This window comes from Pseudonocardia charpentierae (genome assembly GCF_031845345.1).
Classification (GTDB): domain Bacteria; phylum Actinomycetota; class Actinomycetes; order Mycobacteriales; family Pseudonocardiaceae; genus Pseudonocardia; species Pseudonocardia charpentierae.
On sequence record NZ_JAVREJ010000035.1, the window covers coordinates 1 to 20,837 of the forward strand.

Consider the following 20,837-nt stretch of genomic DNA (forward strand, 5'->3'; position numbering starts at 1 on the left):
GCGATGCTCGCCCACGCCTACCTCGCCGTGACCGCCGCGATCGCCCCAAAAGACCTGGCAGCGGCCTCATCCCGCTCACCCTCGGCGAGATCCGCCGTCTCCTGGCACACCTGACCACACCCACCCGAACCCGCCGGAACCACGCCCGAATCTGGGCCTGGTCGACCTGGCGACGCCGCCACCAACACCGCGCCCACACCAGCCACTACCGCAGACGCACGGGTATTCCATAACAATCTGCGGCTGGAGTACTAGCCACGCCGATCCGGTTGCACCGTGGCCCCCACCGGCGAGGCCAGGAAGCACGAGCATCGCCATGATCTGCTCGACCATCCGAACGGGCTGCCGGAACCCGTCGAACGCCGTCCCCGTGGTGGGGCGACCCGCGCCGAATTGATCGTCCACGTCGTCGGTGAGATCGATATCTGCACCGAGCCGGCCCTGGGGAGATGCCTGGCCGCGCAACTGCAACCCGCGCGTCGTCTCACCGGTCTGGTCGTCGACCTGTCGTCGGTGACCTACATCGGCGTGCGGGGGTTGGCCACCCTGTTCGACGCCGCCACCACGGCTCACCGGTCCGTGCGGCCGCTGCGGTCGGCCCGGTAGCCGGCCAGGTCGGTGACCGGACGGGTCGGCGGTCGGGGGTATGGAGCCGGTCCGACGGGTGCTGCGTGCGTGGTGCATCGGGGGTCGGCGGAGTCGGCCCACAGCACGTACACCAACTGGTCGGGGTCATCGACACCGTCGGCTGAGGGTGGGACGAGGAACGTCCTGACCCGGACGTGTCCCTGTCGGGCCAGTCGGTGCAACGCGGCTCGCCAGCGGTCGTACGGCACGGTGAGGTCGTCGACCCGCCACCAGTGGAGCAGCCCCAGCTTCTGCGCGGCGGGGTCCGGGGGTGGGTGGGTGCGTACGGCGAACACCAGCTGGCCCGGGGGATCGTCCGGATCGAGGGCGTTGAGCGGGACGAGGAGGGTGCGTACCCGAACACCGTCGCGGTGGCCGGTGTGGCACATCGCGGCCCGCCAGGCGGCGACCGGGACGTCCAGCTCGGTGACGAGTCGGGCGGCCACGCCTGTGCGCCTGAACTCGGTGACGTCACGGATCACCGGTGGGACCTGGGCCCACCCGGCCGTGCGGAGGCTTTCATCTTGTGTCGCAACCCGTCACGTCATCGGTGTGCTTGCGCCGCCGAGGTCCGGGACGGCCTGGCCACCGCGCCGCGTGGTCGTGGTGGGTCCTCGAGGCAAACGTAGCCCTCCGCACCGACGACAGCGCCGAAAGTGACGAATCTGCACTCGTCCGACGATGACCGGGCTGTTGACCAGGTCGGGACACTGTCGAGATGACCCTCGACGATGCGCGGGCAGCGTACGAGCGCCTCCGCGCGGCCCATCTGAGCACGGTACGGGCCTCGATGGAGGATCACGTCGAGCGCCTGGACTGGCCGCGTGAGCGGATCGAGCGCTACCAGACCGAGCGCCTGCGGTCGTTGCTCGCCTTCGCGCGTGCGCGATCACCGTTCCACGCGGCCCGGCTCGCCGACGTCGAACCGACCACCGCGACCGTCGCCGATCTCGCCCGGATCCCGCCTATGGTCAAGCAGGAGGCCCAGGACAGGTGGGACGAGATCGTCACGGTGCCGGACATCGACCGGGCGGGCGCCGAGCGCGTGCTCGCCGACCAGCGCTGGTTCTCCTACACGCCCTCGGACCTGCAGGTGTTCAGCTCGGGCGGGTCGAGCGGCGTCCGTGGGGTGTACGTGTGGGGCTGGGAGCAGTTCGTCACCCTCGCCTGTCTGGCGTGGCGGTGGCAGGCCCGCGCGGAGCGCCGGTCCGAGACAGAGCCCGGCCCGGCGCGGCTGGCGGTGCTCGAGGCGGGTGAACCACCGCACGCCAGCACGCCGTTGTTCGACGTCGCGACGGAGGCGGGGATGCAGACCGTCGTGATCCCGGCGGCGGCGCCGTTCGAGCAGGTGCTGCACGCGGTGGCGCGAGCGCAGCCGACCCACCTCGTGGGCTACGCCTCGGTGATCGGGCGCCTGGCGCGGGCCGCGAGCGCGGGCGATCTCACGATCCGCCCGGTGCGGGTCAGCACCAACTCCGAGCCGTTGAGCGACGAGGACCGCGACGCCATCGCGGAGGCGTGGGGTGCGCCGGTGCACAACCTGTGGGGATCCACCGAGATCGGTGTGCAGGCCGTCGGCTGCGGGGAGGGCGACGGCCTGCACATCTGCGAGGACGAGGTGATCCTGGAGCGGGTCGATGCCGACGGACGGCCGGTCGGGCCCGACGAGCCGGCCACTCGCACGCTCGCGACCGGGTTGGCGGGCCGCGCGTTCCCGTTCATCCGCTACGACCTCGGCGACGAGGTGGCGATCCTCTCCGGGCGGTGCGCCTGTGGCAGCGCGATGCGGCGCGTCGCCGACATCGCCGGGCGTCGCGACGACGACTTCCGTTACGGCGACTGCATGGTTCCCGCCAGCGCGTTCCGCTATGTGCTGGGCACCGACCCGCGGATCTCGGAGTACCAGGTGCGCCAGACCGAGAACGGTGCCGACGTACTGGTGGTCGGATCGCCCGACGTCCCGTCGGTGGTGGCGGCCCTCGTCTCCTCAGTACGGCCCTTCGGACTGGACCACGCCGAGATCACCGTCGGCGTGGTCGACCGGATTGCGCGACACGCCTCGACCGGCAAGCTCAGACGGTTCATCCCGCTCGCCGGCTAGCGCTCAGCCCTCCCAGTCGGCCCCTCGACGCAGCATCAGGTGCGCGGCGCCGCCCACGCCGGTCAGCAGCACGAGGATCAGTCCGAACGCGGGCGCCGAGCCCACGGTCCGCACGAGCACCGCGCCCACGATGGCGCCGGTGAGCAGGCTGAGCACGGCGAGCACCCGCCGCACCGCCGTCTGCGGGCTCGAGTGCCTGTGGTCCGCGGCGAGCCCGATCATCGACATGGAGACGACGCTGGTGTTCAGGTCCGGCACCGCGATCCGCCGGGCGACGGCGTTCTGCATGCCCATCGCCGCCGCCGCGACGACGGCGACCGTCACGGTGGGCGCCGAGTCCACCGCGGGTGGCCACACCACCACCATGACGAGGCACGCCGCCAGCAGCAGCCACTCGATCGGGATCACGGCTCGGAGCAGGAGTCCCCGGTCGGTGATCCGGTCGACGAGGAGTCCGCCCGCGGCCGCGCCGCAGAGGAAGGCGACGAGTGCCCCCAGCGAAGTGACCAGGGAGAACTCCGGAACGCCGGCAAGCGCGAACCCGGTGACGATCACGTTGCCGGTCATGCTGGCGACGAAGACCCGGCCCAGGGTGAGGAGGCTGATGGCGTCGATGACGCCGGTGACCAGCGTGAGGACGAGCAGCAGTACCGGCAGCGATCCGTGCCGCGGCTCGGCGATCCGCAGGCGCGGGCGGGCAGCCATGGCGATGAGTGAAGCAGCAACCGCGTCGCCCGAGAAAGGTCTACTCGGGGCGCAGCACGATCCGCCCCCGCACGCCGGCCTCGATCATCCGATGTGCCTCCGCGGTCCGGGACAGGGGGAGTTCGACGGTGACCGGTATCGGGAACGCGTCGTCCGCGAGCCCGTGGTTGATCACACGTGCGGTGCCGGCGAGGTCGTCGACGCTCGCGTTGCTGATCGCGAACCCGACGAGGCTGACGTCGCGGGGGTAGACGGCGCCGACCGGGAGCACCGGGCGGGCGGAGAGCCCGGCCATCAGCACGACGCGAGCGCCGTGCCCGACCAGAGCCAGGGCGGCGTCGAGGTCCTGGTGTCCGGACGTGTCGAGATGGACGTCCACGCCGTCGCCGGTGAGCTCTCGAAGCTGCTCGGCGGCGTCGGGGTCACGGTGGTCGACCACCGCCGTGGCACCGGCGCGCAGGCAGTCGGGAGCGGTCTCGGCCCGGGCGACCGCCAGCACCCGGGCACCCGCGCGTGCGGCCAGCACCGTGGCCGCTCGTCCGACGTTGCCCGCTCCGCCGATCACCAGCACGGTCTCGCCGGGACGGAGCCGGGCATGCCGGAACAGCGCCAGGTGGGCGGTCGCCGCCGGGTGCAGGACGGCGGCCGCGCGGGCTGCGTCGACGTCGCCCGGCAGGTGGTAGACCCGGTCGACGCCGACCACGCAGTACTCCGCGGTGACGCCCTGCCGGCCGCCGTGGCCCATGCTGTGCGACCACACCCGGTCGCCGACGGCGAACCCGGTCGCGCCGGGGCCGGTCTCGGCCACGGTGCCGACGAGGTCACGGCCGAGGACGAACGGAAAGGGCGTGGGGGTGCGGTAGGCGCCGGAGCGCACGAACGTGTCGACCGGGTCGACCGCCGCCGCCTCGACCCGGACCAGCACGTCGGTCGGACCGGGTACCGGCCGGTCCATCTCCCCGTAGGTGATGACGTCCGGCGATCCCAGGGTCGTGATGTACGCCGCCTTCACGTGGTGCAACGTAGCGCCGCGGGCAAGCTCAATCCTTGATCGAGTCGCGGCCGCGCTGCACGATCAGCGGATCGGCGTCGTAGACCACCGAGGTGTCCTTGTCCTCGTAGTCGAACTGGCTGAGGAAGAACCGCATGGCGTCGATGCGGGCGCGCTTCTTGTCGTTGCTCTTGATCGACGTCCACCGGGCGTTGTCGGTGTCGGTGTGCTCGATCATCGCCTCCTTGGCGAGGGTGTAGTCGTCCCACCGGTCCAGGGACTCGATGTCCATGGGCGAGAGCTTCCAGCGGCGCACAGGGTCGATCTGCCGGATCGCGAAGCGGGTGCGCTGTTCGGACTGGGTCACGGAGAACCACAGCTTGGTGAGGGAGAAGCCGCTCTCGGTGAGCATCTCCTCGAACAGCGGGGCCTGGCGCAGGAAGATGTCGTACTCGCGCTCGGTGCAGAAGCCCATCACGCGCTCGACGCCGGCGCGGTTGTACCAGGACCGGTCGAACATCACGATCTCGCCGGCGGTCGGGAGCTGGGTGATGTAGCGGTGGAAGTACCACTGGCCGCGCTCGGTCTCGGTGGGCTTGGTGAGCGCGACGACGCGGGCGGCACGAGGGTTGAGGTGCTCGGTGAACCGCTTGATGGTGCCGCCCTTGCCCGCGGCGTCGCGGCCCTCGAAGAGGATCAGGTGCTTGGTACCGGTGTCCTGAGCCCAGTACTGGAACTTCAGCAGCTCGATCTGCAGCTGGTACTTCTCCTCCTCGTAGACGTCGCGGTCGAGCCGCTCGTCGTACGGGTAGTCCTCGCGCCACGTCTCGACCGGGTTGCCGCCGGGGTCGATGAGGTCCGGGTCGGAGAGGTGCTCGTCGTGCCGGACGCTGAAGCCGTCGCGCAGCAGATGGTCGAGGTACTCCCGGAAGTTCTCCCGTATCACCCCCCGAGTATCGATCCCCGCGACCAGATGTGGGGTGGCCGAACGGTGAACGGCGGTTTGCGGGCACGGGCTCGGCCCCTGGACGGGAGAGTGACAACCGGGTGTCGGTTCCGGTCCGCCGCGGTACGGTCCGCCGCGTCGGTGTCCGCGGGCGTGCGGGGGAGAGCGGGGCGTCATGGACGATGCGAAGGTGGGGCCGTCGCCGAATCCGACGAGCTCGTCCACGGATCACGCGACCGACGGAGCCGGGCCGCACGCCGCGGACGTCCTCGTCCTGTTCGGGATCACGGGGGACCTCGCGCACAAGCTGGTGCTCCCCGCGCTCTACCGGCTCGTCGAGCGCGGCGAGTTGACCGTGCCACTGATCGGCGTGGCACTGACCGACCTCGACACCGACGGGCTGCGCCGCCACATCGCCGACTGTGTGCACCAGGCGTTCGACGCCGACGGCGGGGTCGACGCGGGCGTGCTGGACAAGATGCTCGCCGACACCCACCTCGTCGCGGGTGACTACGCCGACCCGGCGGTCTTCACACACCTCGCCGACATCATCACCGCCCAGGCCGGCCCGGACGCCTTCGCGGTGCACTACTTGGCCGTGCCGCCGTCGCTGTTCCGCGCGGTCGCCGACGGGATCGCCGCGGCGGGCCTGGCAGGGCGCTCACGGCTGGTGGTCGAGAAGCCCTTCGGTCGCGACCTTGCTTCGGCGCGCGAGCTCGACGCCCACCTGCGCCTGAACTACCCGGAGGACCGGGTGTTCCGGGTCGACCACTTCCTGGGCAAGGAGCCGGTCGAGGACCTGCTCGTGCTGCGGTTCGCCAACACCCTGCTCGAGCCGTTGTGGAACCGGCAGTGGATCGACCACTTCGAGATCACGATGGCCGAGAACTTCGATGTCGCCGACCGCGGCTCGTTCTACGACGCCGTCGGGACGGTCCGCGACGTGGTGCAGAACCACCTGCTGCAGGTGCTGGCCTACGTGCTGATGGACGCCCCGCTGTCGGACGGGGCGAACGACCAGCGCGACGCGAAGCACCGCGTGCTGCGGGCGATACGGGCCGTCGACCCGGCCGAGGTGGTCCGCGGCCGCTACGACGGCTACACCGACACTCCGGGCGTCGCGGCGGGTTCCACCACCGAGACCTACGTGGCGCTGACCCTGCACGTCGACGACTGGCGCTGGTCGGGCGTCCCCGTGTACGTGCGCGCGGGCAAGGACCTGCCTGACACGCTCCTCGACATCGTCGCGGTCATGCGGACCCCGCCGCGGACGCTGTTCCTCGGCGAGGGCCAGAAGCCCAACGCGGACCAGGTGCGCCTGCGGCTGCAGCCCGACGCCGGCGTCACGTTCACGATCCTGGTCAAGGAGCCCGGCGGCGGGGACGTGGCGGTGCCGGTGCCCGTCTCGGTCGACTTCCGGCGCGTGCTCGGGCCGGTGCACGCGGCGTACGAACGGATCTTCGCCGACGCACTGGCGGGCGACCCCACCCACTTCGCGCGCATGGACAACCTCGAGGAGGCGTGGCGCATCGTCGGCCCGATCCTCGACGCGACCACGCCGCCGGTCTCGTACGAACCCGGTTCGTGGGGGCCGGACGCCGCCGCGACCCTCCCCGGGCCACAGGGCTGGGTCGAGCTGCCGCCGACGGGAGGCTGAACGCGCCTCGCCGTCGCGCCTCAGAGCTTCCCGAGCACGGTCTCGATCTCCGTCAGCACCGCGCCGGCCTGCCGGTAGTGGGCGACGTAGTAGTTGGGCAGCGGGTGGACCTGCCCGTTGCGCGCCGCGGGCAGTGCCCGGAACGTCGGCTGTTCCAGTACCTGCGCGGTGTTCTGGTCGAGCTTGCCGGTGGTGTCGACGAGGTGCAGCACGACGTCACAGTCGTCGAGCAGACCGAGCTGCTCGTACGACAGCGGCGTCGACGCGCCCGGCTTCCCGGCGGCGACGCCGCCGAACTGCGCCCCGACGGCGCCGAGCACCACGCCGCTCCAGGAGTTGGGGAGGTCGACCAGCGCGTTGCCCTGGGCGCCGCCGCGGACCAGTGCCCACCTCGTGCGGGCCAGGACGTCGGCGTAGCGGGTGCCGATGTCCGCGGCTCGCGTCTCGTACGCGGCACGGAGCGCCTCGGCCAGGTCGCGGCGTCCGACGACGTCCGCGGCGCGGACCGCCCGCTCCTGCCATGTGCCGGGCTCCCCGGCGGCCGGGAACAGCAGGGTGGGGGCGATACCGGACAGCCGGTCGTTCAGGTCCGCGGGCAGGCCCGGGACGACGGTGCCGAGCACGAGATCCGGTTCCTGGGCGACGAGGCTCTCGAAGTCGATCTCCTGCGTCGTCCCGATCTTGGGGATGGCGTCGTACGTCGCCTGGTACTCGGGAACACGCCCCCGACGGTCGCCTCGACCGTCGCGGCGACGGTGAAGCCCACGTCGAGCAGCGCATAGGCGGTGTACAAGTCGGTGCTCGCCACCCGCTGCGGTGCGACCGGCGCCTCGACCGGTCCGAAGGCGCCGTCGAACGTCCGGGAGGCCTGCGGTGCGGGAGCTGATCCCGGCCGCTCAGCGCAGGCGGGCACGGTCAGGAGGACGCCGAGACCCGCGGCACCGAGGAAACGGCGACGGGTCAGGGCGCCGGTCGCGGGCGCCGGGACCGGCGGGCTGGCGAGCGGCACTCGGACCTCCCAGTCGCGTAGGTCAGCCTCACCTTATCCACTGGGCGACAGCCGGCCACCGGTAGTAGGGCACCCGTGCATCACGTCCCGAACACCTCGTAACCGGGCGTGAGGACGTGGCCCGGGTCGTACCTCCGCTTGGCGGCGGCGAGTTGCGCGAAGACCGGCCCGAAATGCGCGCGCCAGTCGTCGGGCGACATCGCCAGGGCGCTCACGGGGTACAGCGTGCCGCCCGCGGCGCGGACGCGGTCGTAGGCGGCCCGGTTCGCCGCCACGAGCCGGGCGGCCTCGGCCGTGGCGTCGGTCGTCGGGATCCGCACCAGGTTGACGGCGTGACACACGTCGTCCGTCGGCAGGCGGAGCAACGGGCTCGTGATCTTGCGGCTGCGGAACGCGGAGAGCGACACCTGGCCGAACTGTCCCAGATCGGCCGGCGTGAGCCGGTCCAGCTCCGCCGACACCACGGACTCCACGGCAGAGTCGCCGACGAAGGTCATGAGCCAGGGGTGCGGCAGGTCCCACATGCCGTGGGCGCGCAGTGCCTGCTCCAGCGCGTCGAGCCGCGCGAGGTGCTCGAGATGGGTCGACGTGCTCGACTGTGTCAGGGAGCGGTCGGCGGACAGGCCGTCGAGAAGGGCGGCGTCGGACGGCGGGCTCGTCGCACAGCCCACGACGGCGTCGAGGCGGAACGTCCAGCCACCGTCGGGTGCCGGAAGCACGGCGCCCTGCACCGCGTCGAAACGCCCGTCGGCGACGAGAAGGCGTTGGTCGTGCAGCATCGTCGGCAGGTCCGGGTAGAACAGCAGGAGTCGACGGACCTGCCGGGGCGCCGGGACGAGCGTGAGCGTCGCCGTCGTGACGACGGCGACCTGGCCGAGCCCGGCGCGGACCGCGTCGAACAGGTCGGCCCGCCGGTTGGGCGAGCAGGTGACCTCCTGGCCGTTGCCGGTGACCACCTGCAACTCGACGACGTTGTCGGTCTGGGCGCCGAAGGCGGAGATGCGGGCGCCGACGCCGCCGACGGCCAGCGTGCCGCCCACCGACAGGTCGAGATAGTCCGGGACGGCGGGTGGGAAGCGACCGAACGGCAGGGTTGCGGCGAGTACCTCCCGCCACGTGGCCCCGGCGCCGACGGTGACCCGGTCGTCCCCGACGTCGTGCACCGCGCGCATCCCGGCCATGTCGGCGACGATCCCGCCGTCGACCTGCCCGCGACCGAACACCGAGTGACGCCGCCCCTGGGCCGCGAACCTCCGGCCTTGCCCGGCCGCCCGGCGGATGGCGGCGGCCACGTCCTGATTCGACGTCGGCCGGAGAACGACGTCCGGCGTGCGGTGGACGAGGTGACCGAAGTCGTCCGCTGCCTCAGCTCGCGCAGCCTCGTCGTTGCGGATCATGGTTGACACGAGGGCGACGCTACGAACGCGCTGCTCCGGGGTCTTGAACGAATTTGCCACCGCGGCGCGCGAGGTACTCGGTCGGCGTGACGCCCGTGAACGCGCGGAAGTCCCGGATCATGTGCGCCTGGTCCGCGTACCCGGCCTCGGCGGCGGCCACGGGCCACGGTGTGGTCCGATCCGTCGTGACGTGAGCGAGCAGGTGCTCGAAGCGCACCAGCCGAGCGGCCTTCTTCGGTGTGAGCCCGACCTGCCGGGCGAACCTCGTGATGAGCCGCTTGTGACTCCAGCCGACCTCCTTCGCGACGTGCCCGATCGCCGTCGTGCCCTCGCTGTCGACGATCCGGCGCCAGGCCCACGCCACCTCGGCCGACGGTTCCGGGCCGCGCTCCGCGGCGTTCAGCAGGAACCGGTCCAGCACCGCGAATCGTCCGCGCCACGTCGATTCGTCCCGGATCGCCTCGACCAACCTCTGACCGGAGGTGCCGAACACGTCCTGGAGATCGACCACGGTCTCGCCGAGCTCGTCGATCGGCCGACCGAGCAGCCGGTAGGCACCCAGGGGCGCCATCCCCACCTCCACGTAGGAGCGGGCGCACTCCCCGTCCACAAGGGCGTACCGGTCGTGGGTGCCCTGGACGAAACCCGGCGGGCGGTACGGCGAGTCGTCGATCTTCACGACCAGCGAGACTCGGGCGGTCGCCGAGAGCAGCAGTCGATGCCGCGCGGTCTCGGGGGCGATGCCCGTGTACGGCTGCGCGAGAAGGCTGCGCACCAGGGCATGGGGGCGCCCGACGACCCGAGGCAGCGCCGCCCGCTCGCTCTCCACCAGCCGTCCGGTCGCCGCCGACCCGGCATGTGCGCCGGTACCGCTCCGACCGCCAGGTCCGGTCGCCATGTGCTCCTCACCTCGCCGTTCGAGTATGCGCCGACCGACGTGGCGGACGTCAGAGTGCGACGACGGCTTCGGCCGGGCCACCGGTCGTTGCGGGTACGTAACCTGGAGGAGTGACGGTTGCGCGGACGTTCCTCGAACTCGACGACTCCTATGCCCGCGAGGTGCCGGGCCTGTCGATGCCGTGGACGGCAGCGCCGGTTCCGGAGCCGACACTGCTCGTGCTCAACGAGGAGTTGGCCGCCGAACTGGGCGTCGACCCCGCCGCGCTGCGCGAGCCGGCGGGCGTCGCGCTGCTGGTGGGGCACGGGCTGCCGGACGGGGTCAGGCCCGTGGCGCAGGCGTATGCGGGTCACCAGTTCGGCGGTTACGTGCCGCGCCTGGGCGACGGCCGGGCGTTGCTGCTGGGCGAGGTGATCGACGTGGAGGGTCGCCGCCGCGACGTGCACCTGAAGGGCTCGGGTCGTACGCCGTTCGCCCGCGGGGGCGACGGCAAGGCCGCGGTGGGCCCGATGCTGCGGGAGTACCTGATCGGCGAGGCGATGCACGGCTTGGGGATCCCGACGACGCGGGCCTTGTCCGTGGTGGCGACGGGGGAGCGGGTGTTGCGGGAGACGGCACTGCCGGGCGCGGTCCTCTGCCGGATCGCCGCGAGCCACCTGCGGGTGGGGACGTTTCAGTACGCGGCCGCAACCGGCGACCGGGACCTGCTGCGTGCGCTCGCCGACCACGCCGTCGCGCGCCACTACCCGGACGCCGCCGACGCCGCGAACCGGTACCTGGAGCTGTACCGCCGTGTGGTCGAGGCGCAGGCCCGGCTGGTGGCGCGGTGGATGCTCGTCGGCTTCGTGCACGGCGTGATGAACACCGACAACACCACGATCTCCGGCGAGACCATCGACTACGGCCCGTGCGCGTTCATGGACGCCTTCGACCCGGCCACCGTGTTCAGCTCCATCGACCACGGCGGCCGCTACGCCTACGGCAACCAGCCGGGGATCGCGCAGTGGAACCTCGCACGCCTCGGCGAGACGCTGCTGCCCCTGATCGACGAGAACACCGACGGGGCCGTGGAGGCCGCGACGGCGGTGCTCGGCGAGTTCGCCGACGTCTACGCGCGGAGTTGGGACGAGGGCATGGCCGCGAAGCTCGGGCTGCCCGCACCTGCGCCGGAGCTGGTGACCGACCTGCTCGAGCTGCTGCGCGCGCAGCGCGTCGACTTCACGAACTTCTTCCGGTCGCTCTCGGCCGGCACCGCCCGGACCCTCTTCGGGGAGCCGGAGCCGTTCGACGCGTGGGCCGCACGCCGCGATGTGCTGCTGCCCGCGGACCGGGCCGGGGTGGCGGCGGCGATGGACCGGGTGAACCCGGCCTACATCCCGCGCAACCACCTCGTCGAGGAGGCACTGACCGCGGCGACGGCCGGCGACCTCGCGCCGTTCGAGCGATTGCTGGACGTGGTCCTGTCGCCGTTCACGGAGCGCCCCGGCCTGCAGGAGTACGCGCAGCCCGCCCCCTCGGGCGGTGCCCCGCACGTCACCTACTGCGGGACGTGATCAGGCCGACGGCAGTTCGACGGCGTACGACGTGATCGCGACCAGCTTCCCGTCGGCGAACTCGTAGATGTCGCACGACGACACCACGGACACCTGGCCGTCCGCGGCGACGTAGCGGGCCACGACGTCGACGGCGGCGCCGTCCGGGCCGGCGATCGAGACGAAGCGGGTGAACTCGACGTTCAGGTCGGCCATCTCGGCGGTGGCGGCCTCGCAGGCGTCGACGACGGCGTCTTTGCCCTGCATGGTCGCCTGGCCGACGGCGACCCAGCGCACGTCGTCGGCGAGGTGCGGGAAGGTCTCGGCGAACCGGTGCCGGGAGAAGGACTCGGCGATCGCTGCGGCGGTGTTGGTCATGCCATCAGATTGGCCCTACGGGTTCCGGGAACAGAACCCGCCTCAAGGGCGCGCCATTGCTGTTTCCCGGAGATCGAACAGCAACGGCGCGCCTGTGAGGCGCTGTCCGGGGTCACGGGTGGCCGACAGCGCGGGTCAGCTCGGTGATGATGCGGGTGGGGTCGCGTAGGCGGGACTCCATCGGGGAGCCCGCGTAGGGGTTGGTGTGGGCGAGGGTGGCGCACAGCCGGGTGGTGCCCGGCCCGCCGCGGTAGTGCGCGGTGAAGTGCAGCAGCAGGTCGGGTGGGAAGCGGTGGCGGTTCGCGAGGCGGTCCACCGCGACGACCGCCTCGACGAGGTCGTCCTGGCGGCCCAGGTCCTAGGCGGTGCGCAGCGGGCTGGTGCACCGGACGTCGTCGACCCAGGTGGTCTCCCGGCGGCGATCCGGTCGCGGTGCACGGTCAGTCCGGGATGGGTGCGCTGCCCGCCGCCGGCGACGGGATCTCGGCGGGGACGTCGCGGTGTGGGGCGCAGTCGGCGTCGAGCAGCGCTGCGGCCGAGTAGCCGGCCAGCACGCCCCGTCCTTCGACGAGCCGGTAGGCGCCGAGTGAGCGCAGGTGCAGGTCGGGTGGCTCGTCGCCGGCCGGGCAGTAGATGTCGGGGAACAGCCGCTGAAATCGTGGCCCGGGTAGCCGTGCCCAGGTCGTCAGTCCGGCGGCGACCGCGAGTGAACCGCGGAAGGCCACCGGCCAGCCGGCACGACGGTCGACACGCAAGGAGCATCGCGCAGCGACGTGCCCCGCCGGGGGCGTTTCGCGCAACCGGCGCGATCGAAGCGGGTCGGGTCAGACCGCCGCGACCTTCACCGCGCCGACGCTCGTCCGGATCTGGATCCGGTGTGCGCTGGACGGGTCGCGCTGCACGGAGACGTCGGACCGGCCCACCGTGGTCTGCACGTCGACCGCGTAGCTCGTGTCGCCCGGCACACGCACCTCGACGGCGCCCACCTCCGTCGACGCGCGCACGGTCGAGGGGGCCCGCGCGAACTCGAGCCGCGCCGCGCCGGCCTGCGTCTCGACGCTCACCTCGTCGGCGCCCAGGCCCCGGCCCTCGACGGCGCCGGCCCGGGTGCTGACCGTGACGTCGCCGGTCAGCCCCGTGAGCCGCACCGCACCCGCCTGCGACGTGATCTCGGTGCGCGCGGCGGCGGGCAGGTGCACCCGGAACTCGACGTCGCACCGCACGTCGTCGTTGCGGCACCCGGAGTCGGTGAGGTGCAGCGTGCTCCCGTCGACGCGGTGCGACGTGGCCGGTCTGTCGTCCGAGAAGTGGTAGGTCTCGTCGACGGTGAGCGGCCCGTCGCCGCCCTCGACGATCACCGTGGCGGCGCGGGCGTCGACGACGAGGGCGTCGATCGGCTCGGTGATCTCGTACGACTGCTGGTCGGTCGTGGTCGAGCCGCCGGTCCTGGTGTCTGCCTCGGCGCACCCCGCCGGCACGACTAGCGCCATGCCCAAAGCCGCCGCGGCGGCCACCGTCCGAGCGTCCATCGCGGTACCTCCTCGTCGGCCGGGCCGCGCACGCTACCGCCACCCCTCGTCACCCGAAGGAGTCGGTGGCGTCGGCGCACGGCCGGACGTGAGGTGCTCGGCCCGGTCCAGCACGCTCCGTCGCCACTCGTGCGGCATCACGACGAAGCGGCCCTGCTCGACGGCGGCGAGCGCCTCGTCGGCGACATCGGCCGGATCGACGCCGACGGGGGAGATCGCGGTGCGCACGAGGGCCGGGCACAGCACGGTCACCCCGATCTGGCTGCCGGCAAGGGCCAGCGCCGCCTGCTCGGCCACCGCCACCACGGCGTGCTTGGACGCCCCGTAGGCGCCTCCGCCGGCGAAGGTGGCCAGCCCGGCCAACGAGGCGGTGATCAGGACGTGGCCCGGGCGGTCGGACGCCAGGAGGCGGGGGACGAACACCCTCAGCCCGTTCACCACGCCGCCCACGTTGACCGCGAAGACGGTGTCCCAGTCGTGCGGATCGACCTCCCACGGCGCGCCGAGCGCGGAGCCGACTATTCCGGCGTTGAGGCACACCAGTCGTGCGTCCGGTGCCGCAGCGGCCAGTTCCTCCATCGCCTGCGGGTCGGCGACGTCCGTCGGCACGCCGGTCGCGTCCAGTTCCGTTGCCAGGTCGGCGAGCGCCGCGGCGTCCACGTCGGCGACCACCACCCGGGTGCCGGCAGCGGCGAGCCGGGTGGCCAGCGCCCGGCCGATGCCGCTCGCGGCTCCGGTGACGACCGCGGCGGGGAAACCGGTGCTGTTCGACGTCATGGGCTCAGGATGGACGATCGGTGCGCCGGGCGGACCGGAACGCGTCGGCGACGCTCGGCCTCATCGTTCGGCTGATCCGACGGGACCGTACGGCGCCGCTCGTGCACCAAGAGTCGCGCTGCGTCGTGTGGGCGGCGAGGATGCGACTGACAGGGTCGGGCAGGCTGGCAGGGGTGAGAGGGTGCGCGACGTGACGCGGGAGCCGGCCCGGCCTCCGTCCGGCTCGAACGCCAGTGGAATGGCGGAGCGCGTGCGCGCCCGCGACTGGTCGGGCACGCCCGTGGGTCCGGCCGCAGGCTGGCCGCAGAGCCTCCAGACCGCGCTGTCGATCTGCCTGTCGTCGCGGTTCCCGATGCACGTGTGGTGGGGCCCGGACCTGACCGTCTTCTACAACGACGCGTACGTCCCGGCGATGGGCGACAAGCACCCGGACGCCCTGGGGCGGCCCGCGTCGGAGGTCTGGGCCGAGGCCTGGTCCGAACTCGGCCCGATGGCTGGGTCGGTGCTGGCGGGCCGGGGCGCCACGTACTCCGACGACCAGTTGCTCTTCCTCCGTCGGCACGGCTACCTGGAGGAGACGTACTGGACCTTCTCCTACTCGCCGATCCAGGACGAGAGCGGCGGCGTCGGCGGGGTCTTCGTCGCGGTCACCGACACCACGCTGCGGGTCGTCGGCGAGCGGCGGCTCCGCGTGCTGCGCGACCTCGGAGAACTCTCGACGGTGTCAGCCGGCACGGCGGAGGAGGCGAGCCGGACGGTCGTCGACGTGCTGACGCGGCACCGGGAGGACGTGCCGTTCGCGGCGGCCTACCTGCGCTCGGCGGACGGGAGTCTGCAGCTGGTGGCCACGAGCGGGGTGCGGGCCGGGAGCACGGCCGCTCCGACCGTCGTCCGCGGGCCGGCCGACAGCGGGCCGGTGTGGTGGGTCGCCGACGCCGCCGCCACCGAGGTCGTCCGGAACCTGGCGGACGGCGCCGCAGGCGATGTCGACGCCTGGACCGCGGGCCCGGCCTTCCCTACCGATGCGGTGGTCCTGCCGCTCGTCATCGCGGGACGGTCGGAGCCTGCCGGGGTGCTCGTCGCCGGCGTGAACCCGTACCGCGCGCTCGACGCCGGCTACCGGTCGTTCTTCGACCTGGTGGCCGACCAGCTCGCGACCGCGGTCTCCGACGCGCTGACCTACGAGGCCGAGCGGCAGCGGGCCGAGGCGCTGGCGGAGCTGGACCGGGCCAAGACCGACTTCTTCTCCAACGTCAGCCACGAGTTCCGCACCCCGTTGACCCTGATCATGGGGCCGGTCGCCGAGCTGCGCGGCTCGCCGGTCATCGCGGCGGACGCGCGGTTGCGCGAGGAGCTCGACCTCATCCACCGCAACGCACTCCGGCTCGGCAAGCTGGTGAACTCCCTGCTGGAGTTCTCGCGGCTCCAAGCGGGCCGGGTGGACGCGCGTTTCGAGCCCGTCGACCTGGGCGCGTACACCGCGGAACTGGCGAGCGTCTTCCGCTCGGCGGTGGAGCGGGCGGGCCTCGACTACGAGGTGGACCTCCCCGGCCTGTCCGAGCCGGTGTACGTCGACCGCGACATGTGGGAGAAGGTCGTCCTCAACCTGCTGTCCAACGCCGTCAAGTTCACGTTCGAGGGCCGGATCTCCGTCGCCCTGCGCGGGCACGAGCGGACCGCGGTGTTGACGGTCGCCGACACCGGAACCGGGGTGCCCGCCGACGAGCTTCCCCGCCTCTTCGAGCGCTTCCACCGGGTGGAGCGGGCCCCGGCGCGTTCGGGCGAGGGCAGCGGGATCGGTCTGGCGATCGTCCGGGAGCTGGTCGGCCTGCACGGCGGCGCGATCGACGTCGAGAGCGCCCCCGGCCGGGGCACCACGTTCACGGTCACGCTCCCGCTGGGCCACGAGCACCTGCCGCCGGACCGGGTGGTGTCCGCGGCGGAGGCCGGCACCGTCGACGTGTCGGCGGCGGCCGAGCCGTTCGTCGCCGAGGCGCTGCGCTGGCTGCAGGGCGCCGACGCCGAGCAGAGCGGCGCCACGGTCGCGCCCGCCGCGACGCAGGGCCGGGTGCTGGTCGCCGACGACAACGCCGACATGCGCGAGTACCTGACCCGCCTGCTGCGCCCGCGCTACACCGTCCAGGTGGTGAGCGACGGTGCCGCGGCGCTGGCGGCGGTCCGTGCCGAACCGCCCGATCTCGTCGTGAGCGACGTGATGATGCCGGGTCTGGGCGGGATGGAGCTTCTCGCCGCACTGCGCGCCGATCCCCGGACCGCCCGCGTCCCGGTGCTGCTGCTGTCGGCCCGGGCAGGGCAGGAGGCCGCGGTCAAGGGCCTGGCCGCCGGAGCCGACGACTACCTCGTCAAGCCGTTCTCCGCGGAGGAACTGCTCGCCCGCGCCGGTGCGCACCTGCAGCTGGGCCGCGCGCGTCGGGAGGCCGAGGCGCGCTTCACCGCCATGGCCGACCTCGCCCCGGCGTTGATCTGGGTGGCCGATCCGAGCGGCGCGCGGGTGTTCGTCAACCGGGGCTGGCAGCAGTTCACCGACCGTTCCGCGGACGAACTGGGCGACGGCTGGCAGGCGGGGCTGCACCCGGAGGACCGGCAGCGCTACCTGGACACGGTTGCCGCGGCGGTGGCGGCGCACCAGGGCTGGGAGGTCGAGTTCCGGCTCCGTCGTGCGGACGGCGTGTACCGCTGGCTGCTCGAGCGGGTCGTCGCGATCGGGCCGACGGAGGGCTGGGTCGGCAGCTGCACCGACATCAACGCCCGCTACCGCGAGTCCGAGCGCCAGGCTCTGCTCGCGCGGTTCGGGGCCGGGTTGGAGACCGAGCCCGAGTCGGCGGGCCGCGTGGGCCGCCTGGCCCGGCTGGTGATCGACTCGAGACTCGCGGACCTGTGCTGTGTGCTGCAGCGCGACGCCGACGGTCGGCTGCACCGCGCCGGGATCGCGGCCCTCGACGCCGACGCGGAGATCGCCCTGGCCCGGATGGATCTGGAGGCGCAGACGGTCCGCGACGTCGTGACCAGCGGTCGTTCCCAACTGCTGCCGGACGTGCCGGCCGTCGCGTCCGCGGAGTGGTCCGCGGAGGTGGGGCCGGAGCAGGTCGCGCTGTACCACCGGGTCGCGGCGCGGTCCGCCCTGCTGGTCCCGCTGTCCGCACGCGGACGGGTGCTCGGTGTGCTCGCGCTGCTGCGCCGCGGCGACTCCCCGCGTTACGACGACGACGACCGTGTGCTGGTCGAGGAGGTCGCGGGGCGTGCCGCCCTGGCTCTGGACAACGCGCTGCTCCTGGCGGACGAGCGTGCGACCGCGGCGCGGCTCGGTGCGCTGCAGCGCATCACCGCCGAGCTCTCCGCCGCGGCGACGCCGTCCGACGTCGCGGACACGGCCGTCACGCATCTGGAGCACCTGCTCGGCGAGGGCTCCGTCGGGATCTACGAGTTGGACGCCGCCGGCCTGATCCCCCTGGCCCACACCGGGGTCGACGACGAGGTGCGCGCGCGCTTCCCGGCCATCCCCCTGCAGGCGGAACTCCCGGTCGCCATGGCGTTCCGGGAGCGGGACCCGCTGTGGATGGAAGACCTCGAGCTGTTCCGGCCGGCCCGATCCGAGATGGTCGAGACGTTGACCGGTCTCGGTTTCCGGTCCTTGTTCGCCGTCCCGCTGGCTGCCGGTGGCCGCAGGATCGGCGCGATCGCGGTCGGCTTCCGATCGGTCCGGCAGTTCGACGCGACGGAGCGGGCCACCGTGCAGGCCCTGTCCGAGCAGTGCGCCCAGGCACTGGACCGGGCCCGCCTCTACCGGGCCGAGCACCAGGTCGCCGAGACGCTGCAGCGCAGCCTGCTGCCGCAGCGGCTGCCGCAGCTCCCACGTCTCGCCCTGGACGCCCGGTATCTGCCCGGAGCCGAGGGCGTCCAGGCGGGCGGCGACTGGTACGACGTGATCGAGCTCGGAGACGACCGGGTCGCGATCGCGGTCGGTGACGTCGTCGGACAGGGTGCCGCCGCAGCGGCCGTCATGGGACAGCTGCGCAGTGCGCTCGCGGCGGCCCTGCTCCAGGGGCACGGTCCCGCGGCGGCGCTGGAGCTGCTCGACCGGTTCGCCGCACACGTCCCCGGAGCGCGTGCGTCGACAGCGGCGTGCGTCACGCTCGACTGGGAGGAGGGCCGCGTCTCCTGGGCGCGTGCCGGGCACCCACCGCCCCTGCTCGCCGACGACAGCGGGATCCGCCAGCTCGACGGCGACGGCCACGGGCCGGTCCTGGGGTTGACGGGACGGCCGCCTTACGGTGAGGGCGTCGCGGACCTCGCGCCGGGCGCGACGCTCGTCCTCTACACCGACGGGCTGATCGAGCGCCGCGGTGAGGTCATCGACGACGGCCTGGCCCGCCTCGCCGACACGGTGCGGCACCACGCCGACAGCTCTCCGTCCACGCTGGTCCCCGCGCTGCTCGACGAGCTCGCGCAGCAGGACGGCCGGGCCGACGACATCGCCGTCATCGCCGCTCGCCTGATGCCGGCACCGCTGCGGCAGCGGATGCCGGCCGAACCGGCCCGGCTCACCGTGATGCGCCGGGCGGTCCGGCGCTGGGCGACCACCGCCGGATTGGGCGACGACCTCTCCGACGATCTGCTCCTCGCGATCGGCGAGGCCGCGGCGAACGCCGTCGAGCACGCCTACCGCGACGGTGCGTCCGGCGACTGGTGCTACGAGGTGGCGCGCCGCGGCGACGGGTCGATCGAGGTGGTCGTGCAGGACTGGGGGTCGTGGCGGCCCCCGCCCGCCGACCCGGGGTACCGGGGGCGGGGTGTCGAGTTCGTGCGGCACCTCTCCGACGAGGTGACCTTCGACCGCGGCGACACGGGCACCACCGTGCGCTTCGTCCTCGGGTCACCGACGAACGGCCAGGTGCGGGATCGCATGCCGGTCGCCGTGGCCGAGCCGGCGCGCGACGGGCCCGGCGGCCCCGTCGTCGCGGTGCCGGGCGAGCTGGACCTGGCGAGGGTCGAGGCCGTCCGGGCGGAGCTGTTCGCGCAGCTCGTCGAACTCGGCGACGGTGCGTGGCTGACGGTCGATCTGCGGCCCACCACCTACCTGCCGAGCGCCGGGATCGGCCTGCTCCTCGAGGTGATCGAGCACGCCCGGGCCCGCGGCGTCGACCTCCGCGTGCTCACCGAGCCCGGCGGTATGCCCGCGCGGGCCTTCGCGCTCGCCGGGCTGCCGACGTTCGACGACCGCCGGTCGCCCTCTCAGTAGCCGTGGTCGAGGCCGCCCTCGTCCGGCCGGATCCGCTCGCGGAACACGTAGTAGTTCCACACCTGGTAGCCGATGATCAGCGGCAGGAAGATCCCGCCCACCCACGTCATGAGCTCGAGCGTGTACTGCTGGCTCGCCGATCCGGCCAGCGTGAGGCTGAAGCCGGGGTCGAGGGTCGAGGGCAGCACCACCTTGCGCGTGAACAGCGCGATGAAGATCGTGACGGTCGAGAAGACGATCGTCAGGCCGCTCATCACGAACGCGATCGTGTGACGGCGCAGGACCAGGGCCAGCCAGATGCTCGCGAGCGTCGCCCCGGCCGCCACCGGGAACACCCAGGGCAGCACCCCGAAGTTCTCGAACAGGCCCTCCACGACGTAGCCCGCCACGACGAACGCGAGGATCGCGACGGTGGCGAGCGCGCCCCAGATCAGCGCGGCACGTCGCGCCCGGGCGTGCAGCGCGGTGTCCTCGTGCAGTCGCAGCAGCAGGAAATTCGCGCCGTGCAGCATGAACAGCAGCAGCGTGCCGAGACCACCGAGCACGGAGAACGGCGTGAACAGCTCGCCGATCCCGCCGAGCACACGCCGGTCGCCGTTGATCGGCAGGCCCTCGATGAGCTTGGCCATCACCACGCCCCACAGGAACGAGGGGATGACGCTGCCGAGGAACGACATCCAGTCCCAGAAGTCGCGCCACCGCTGCTGGTCGACCTGGTTGCGGTACTCGAACGACACCCCGCGCAGCAGCAGCGCCAGCAGGATCACGACGAAGACCGGGTACATGCCGCTGAACAGCGCGCCGTACCAGACGGGGAACGTCGAGAACATGACGCCGGCCGCCGCGATCACCCACACCTCGTTGCCGTCCCAGAACGGGCCGATGGTGCCGGTCAGCGCGCGCTCCTCGGCCTCGGTGCGGGCGAGCAGCGGCCGCAGGATGTCGACGCCGAAGTCGAAGCCCTCGAGGAAGAAGTAGAGGGTGAACGTCAGGGCGATCAGCCAGAACCAGAGCGTGACGAGGCCCATCG

Annotated in this window: 18 protein-coding genes; 5 read left to right on the forward strand and 13 right to left on the reverse strand. The window is 72.7% G+C overall.

All coding sequences use genetic code 11. The features are described 5' to 3' along the window. Nucleotides 1-276: 276 nt before the first annotated feature. The gene (locus RM445_RS28915; protein ID WP_311560033.1) at nt 277-606 is read left to right on the forward strand and encodes an STAS domain-containing protein; all 330 of its coding nucleotides are present in this window, start codon (nt 277-279) and stop codon (nt 604-606) included. On the opposite strand, the gene RM445_RS28920 is transcribed toward RM445_RS28915, so the two are convergent. After that, on the reverse strand, nt 570-1,073 hold the full coding sequence (locus RM445_RS28920; RefSeq protein WP_311560034.1) for a hypothetical protein: 504 nt from the start codon (nt 1,071-1,073) through the stop codon (nt 570-572). The two genes, RM445_RS28915 and RM445_RS28920, sit on opposite strands and share 37 nt — an antisense overlap. Nucleotides 1,074-1,345: 272 nt before the next feature. Here RM445_RS28920 and RM445_RS28925 point away from each other — a divergent pair, with 272 nt between their 5' ends. Next, nucleotides 1,346-2,728 (forward strand): phenylacetate--CoA ligase family protein, encoded by a 1,383-nt coding sequence (locus RM445_RS28925; RefSeq protein WP_311560035.1) that lies wholly within the window; start codon nt 1,346-1,348, stop codon nt 2,726-2,728. A 3-nt stretch (nt 2,729-2,731) separates the two neighbouring features. On the opposite strand, the gene RM445_RS28930 is transcribed toward RM445_RS28925, so the two are convergent. The 3 genes from RM445_RS28930 to ppk2 are packed head-to-tail and all read right to left on the reverse strand — an operon-like array spanning nt 2,732 to nt 5,370. Further along, the gene (locus tag RM445_RS28930) at nt 2,732-3,433 is read right to left on the reverse strand and encodes a YoaK family protein (RefSeq protein WP_311560036.1); all 702 of its coding nucleotides are present in this window, start codon (nt 3,431-3,433) and stop codon (nt 2,732-2,734) included. A gap of 40 nt (nt 3,434-3,473) precedes the next feature. Next, nucleotides 3,474-4,445, reverse strand: a complete 972-nt coding sequence (locus RM445_RS28935) for an NADPH:quinone reductase (protein WP_311560037.1) — start codon at nt 4,443-4,445, stop codon at nt 3,474-3,476. A gap of 28 nt (nt 4,446-4,473) precedes the next feature. Next, nucleotides 4,474-5,370, reverse strand: coding sequence for a polyphosphate kinase 2 (gene ppk2, locus RM445_RS28940; RefSeq protein ID WP_311560038.1), 897 nt, complete (start codon nt 5,368-5,370; stop codon nt 4,474-4,476). 175 nt (nt 5,371-5,545) lie between these two features. Here ppk2 and zwf point away from each other — a divergent pair, with 175 nt between their 5' ends. Beyond that, a complete protein-coding gene (zwf, locus tag RM445_RS28945; RefSeq protein WP_311560039.1) occupies nt 5,546-7,027 on the forward strand; it encodes a glucose-6-phosphate dehydrogenase in 1,482 nt (493 codons plus the stop codon). Nucleotides 7,028-7,047: 20 nt separating this feature from the next. On the opposite strand, the gene RM445_RS28950 is transcribed toward zwf, so the two are convergent. The 3 genes from RM445_RS28950 to RM445_RS28960 form a co-directional block, all read right to left on the reverse strand. Continuing rightward, nucleotides 7,048-7,914 carry an ABC transporter substrate-binding protein gene (locus RM445_RS28950; RefSeq protein ID WP_311560068.1) on the reverse strand — a complete coding sequence of 289 codons (867 nt, stop codon included), beginning with the start codon at nt 7,912-7,914 and terminating at the stop codon, nt 7,048-7,050. Between the two features lie 202 nt (nt 7,915-8,116). Further along, on the reverse strand, nt 8,117-9,433 hold the full coding sequence (locus RM445_RS28955; RefSeq protein WP_311560069.1) for an FAD-binding protein: 1,317 nt from the start codon (nt 9,431-9,433) through the stop codon (nt 8,117-8,119). A gap of 19 nt (nt 9,434-9,452) precedes the next feature. Continuing rightward, nucleotides 9,453-10,331 carry an AraC family transcriptional regulator gene (locus RM445_RS28960; RefSeq protein ID WP_311560040.1) on the reverse strand — a complete coding sequence of 293 codons (879 nt, stop codon included), beginning with the start codon at nt 10,329-10,331 and terminating at the stop codon, nt 9,453-9,455. 110 nt (nt 10,332-10,441) lie between these two features. Between RM445_RS28960 and RM445_RS28965 the strand changes: the two genes are divergently transcribed. Further along, complete coding sequence (locus RM445_RS28965) at nt 10,442-11,884, forward strand: protein adenylyltransferase SelO (protein WP_311560041.1); 1,443 nt, start codon at nt 10,442-10,444, stop codon at nt 11,882-11,884. On the opposite strand, the gene RM445_RS28970 is transcribed toward RM445_RS28965, so the two are convergent. The 5 genes from RM445_RS28970 to RM445_RS28990 form a co-directional block, all read right to left on the reverse strand. Further along, nucleotides 11,885-12,241 carry a nuclear transport factor 2 family protein gene (locus RM445_RS28970; protein ID WP_311560042.1) on the reverse strand — a complete coding sequence of 119 codons (357 nt, stop codon included), beginning with the start codon at nt 12,239-12,241 and terminating at the stop codon, nt 11,885-11,887. 112 nt (nt 12,242-12,353) lie between these two features. After that, nucleotides 12,354-12,557 carry a hypothetical protein gene (locus RM445_RS28975; RefSeq protein ID WP_311560043.1) on the reverse strand — a complete coding sequence of 68 codons (204 nt, stop codon included), beginning with the start codon at nt 12,555-12,557 and terminating at the stop codon, nt 12,354-12,356. A gap of 124 nt (nt 12,558-12,681) precedes the next feature. Continuing rightward, nucleotides 12,682-12,996 carry a hypothetical protein gene (locus tag RM445_RS28980; protein ID WP_311560044.1) on the reverse strand — a complete coding sequence of 105 codons (315 nt, stop codon included), beginning with the start codon at nt 12,994-12,996 and terminating at the stop codon, nt 12,682-12,684. Between the two features lie 69 nt (nt 12,997-13,065). After that, the gene (locus RM445_RS28985; protein ID WP_311560045.1) at nt 13,066-13,770 is read right to left on the reverse strand and encodes a DUF4097 family beta strand repeat-containing protein; all 705 of its coding nucleotides are present in this window, start codon (nt 13,768-13,770) and stop codon (nt 13,066-13,068) included. Between the two features lie 33 nt (nt 13,771-13,803). Further along, nucleotides 13,804-14,547 (reverse strand): SDR family NAD(P)-dependent oxidoreductase, encoded by a 744-nt coding sequence (locus RM445_RS28990; protein ID WP_311560046.1) that lies wholly within the window; start codon nt 14,545-14,547, stop codon nt 13,804-13,806. A 190-nt stretch (nt 14,548-14,737) separates the two neighbouring features. On the opposite strand from RM445_RS28990, the gene RM445_RS28995 reads away from it, so the two are divergent. Beyond that, nucleotides 14,738-19,807: a SpoIIE family protein phosphatase gene (locus RM445_RS28995; protein ID WP_311560047.1), complete on the forward strand. Its 5,070-nt coding sequence runs from the start codon at nt 14,738-14,740 to the stop codon at nt 19,805-19,807. Here RM445_RS28995 and cydB read toward each other — a convergent pair. After that, nucleotides 19,801-20,835: a cytochrome d ubiquinol oxidase subunit II gene (gene cydB / locus RM445_RS29000; RefSeq protein ID WP_311560048.1), complete on the reverse strand. Its 1,035-nt coding sequence runs from the start codon at nt 20,833-20,835 to the stop codon at nt 19,801-19,803. The two genes, RM445_RS28995 and cydB, sit on opposite strands and share 7 nt — an antisense overlap. Nucleotides 20,836-20,837: the final 2 nt, after the last annotated feature.

Bases quoted from the DNA above. Each gene is read 5' to 3' on its own strand.
- RM445_RS28985 (WP_311560045.1), bottom strand. From the start codon at position 13,770: ATGGACGCTCGGACGGTGGCCGCCGCGGCGGCTTTGGGCATGGCGCTA.
- cydB (WP_311560048.1), bottom strand. From the start codon at position 20,835: ATGGGCCTCGTCACGCTCTGGTTCTGGCTGATCGCCCTGACGTTCACC.
- RM445_RS28955 (WP_311560069.1), bottom strand. From the start codon at position 9,433: ATGATCCGCAACGACGAGGCTGCGCGAGCTGAGGCAGCGGACGACTTC.
- RM445_RS28925 (WP_311560035.1), top strand. From the start codon at position 1,346: ATGACCCTCGACGATGCGCGGGCAGCGTACGAGCGCCTCCGCGCGGCC.
- RM445_RS28990 (WP_311560046.1), bottom strand. From the start codon at position 14,547: ATGACGTCGAACAGCACCGGTTTCCCCGCCGCGGTCGTCACCGGAGCC.
- zwf (WP_311560039.1), top strand. From the start codon at position 5,546: ATGGACGATGCGAAGGTGGGGCCGTCGCCGAATCCGACGAGCTCGTCC.
- RM445_RS28970 (WP_311560042.1), bottom strand. From the start codon at position 12,241: ATGACCAACACCGCCGCAGCGATCGCCGAGTCCTTCTCCCGGCACCGG.
- RM445_RS28960 (WP_311560040.1), bottom strand. From the start codon at position 10,331: ATGGCGACCGGACCTGGCGGTCGGAGCGGTACCGGCGCACATGCCGGG.
- RM445_RS28930 (WP_311560036.1), bottom strand. From the start codon at position 3,433: ATGGCTGCCCGCCCGCGCCTGCGGATCGCCGAGCCGCGGCACGGATCG.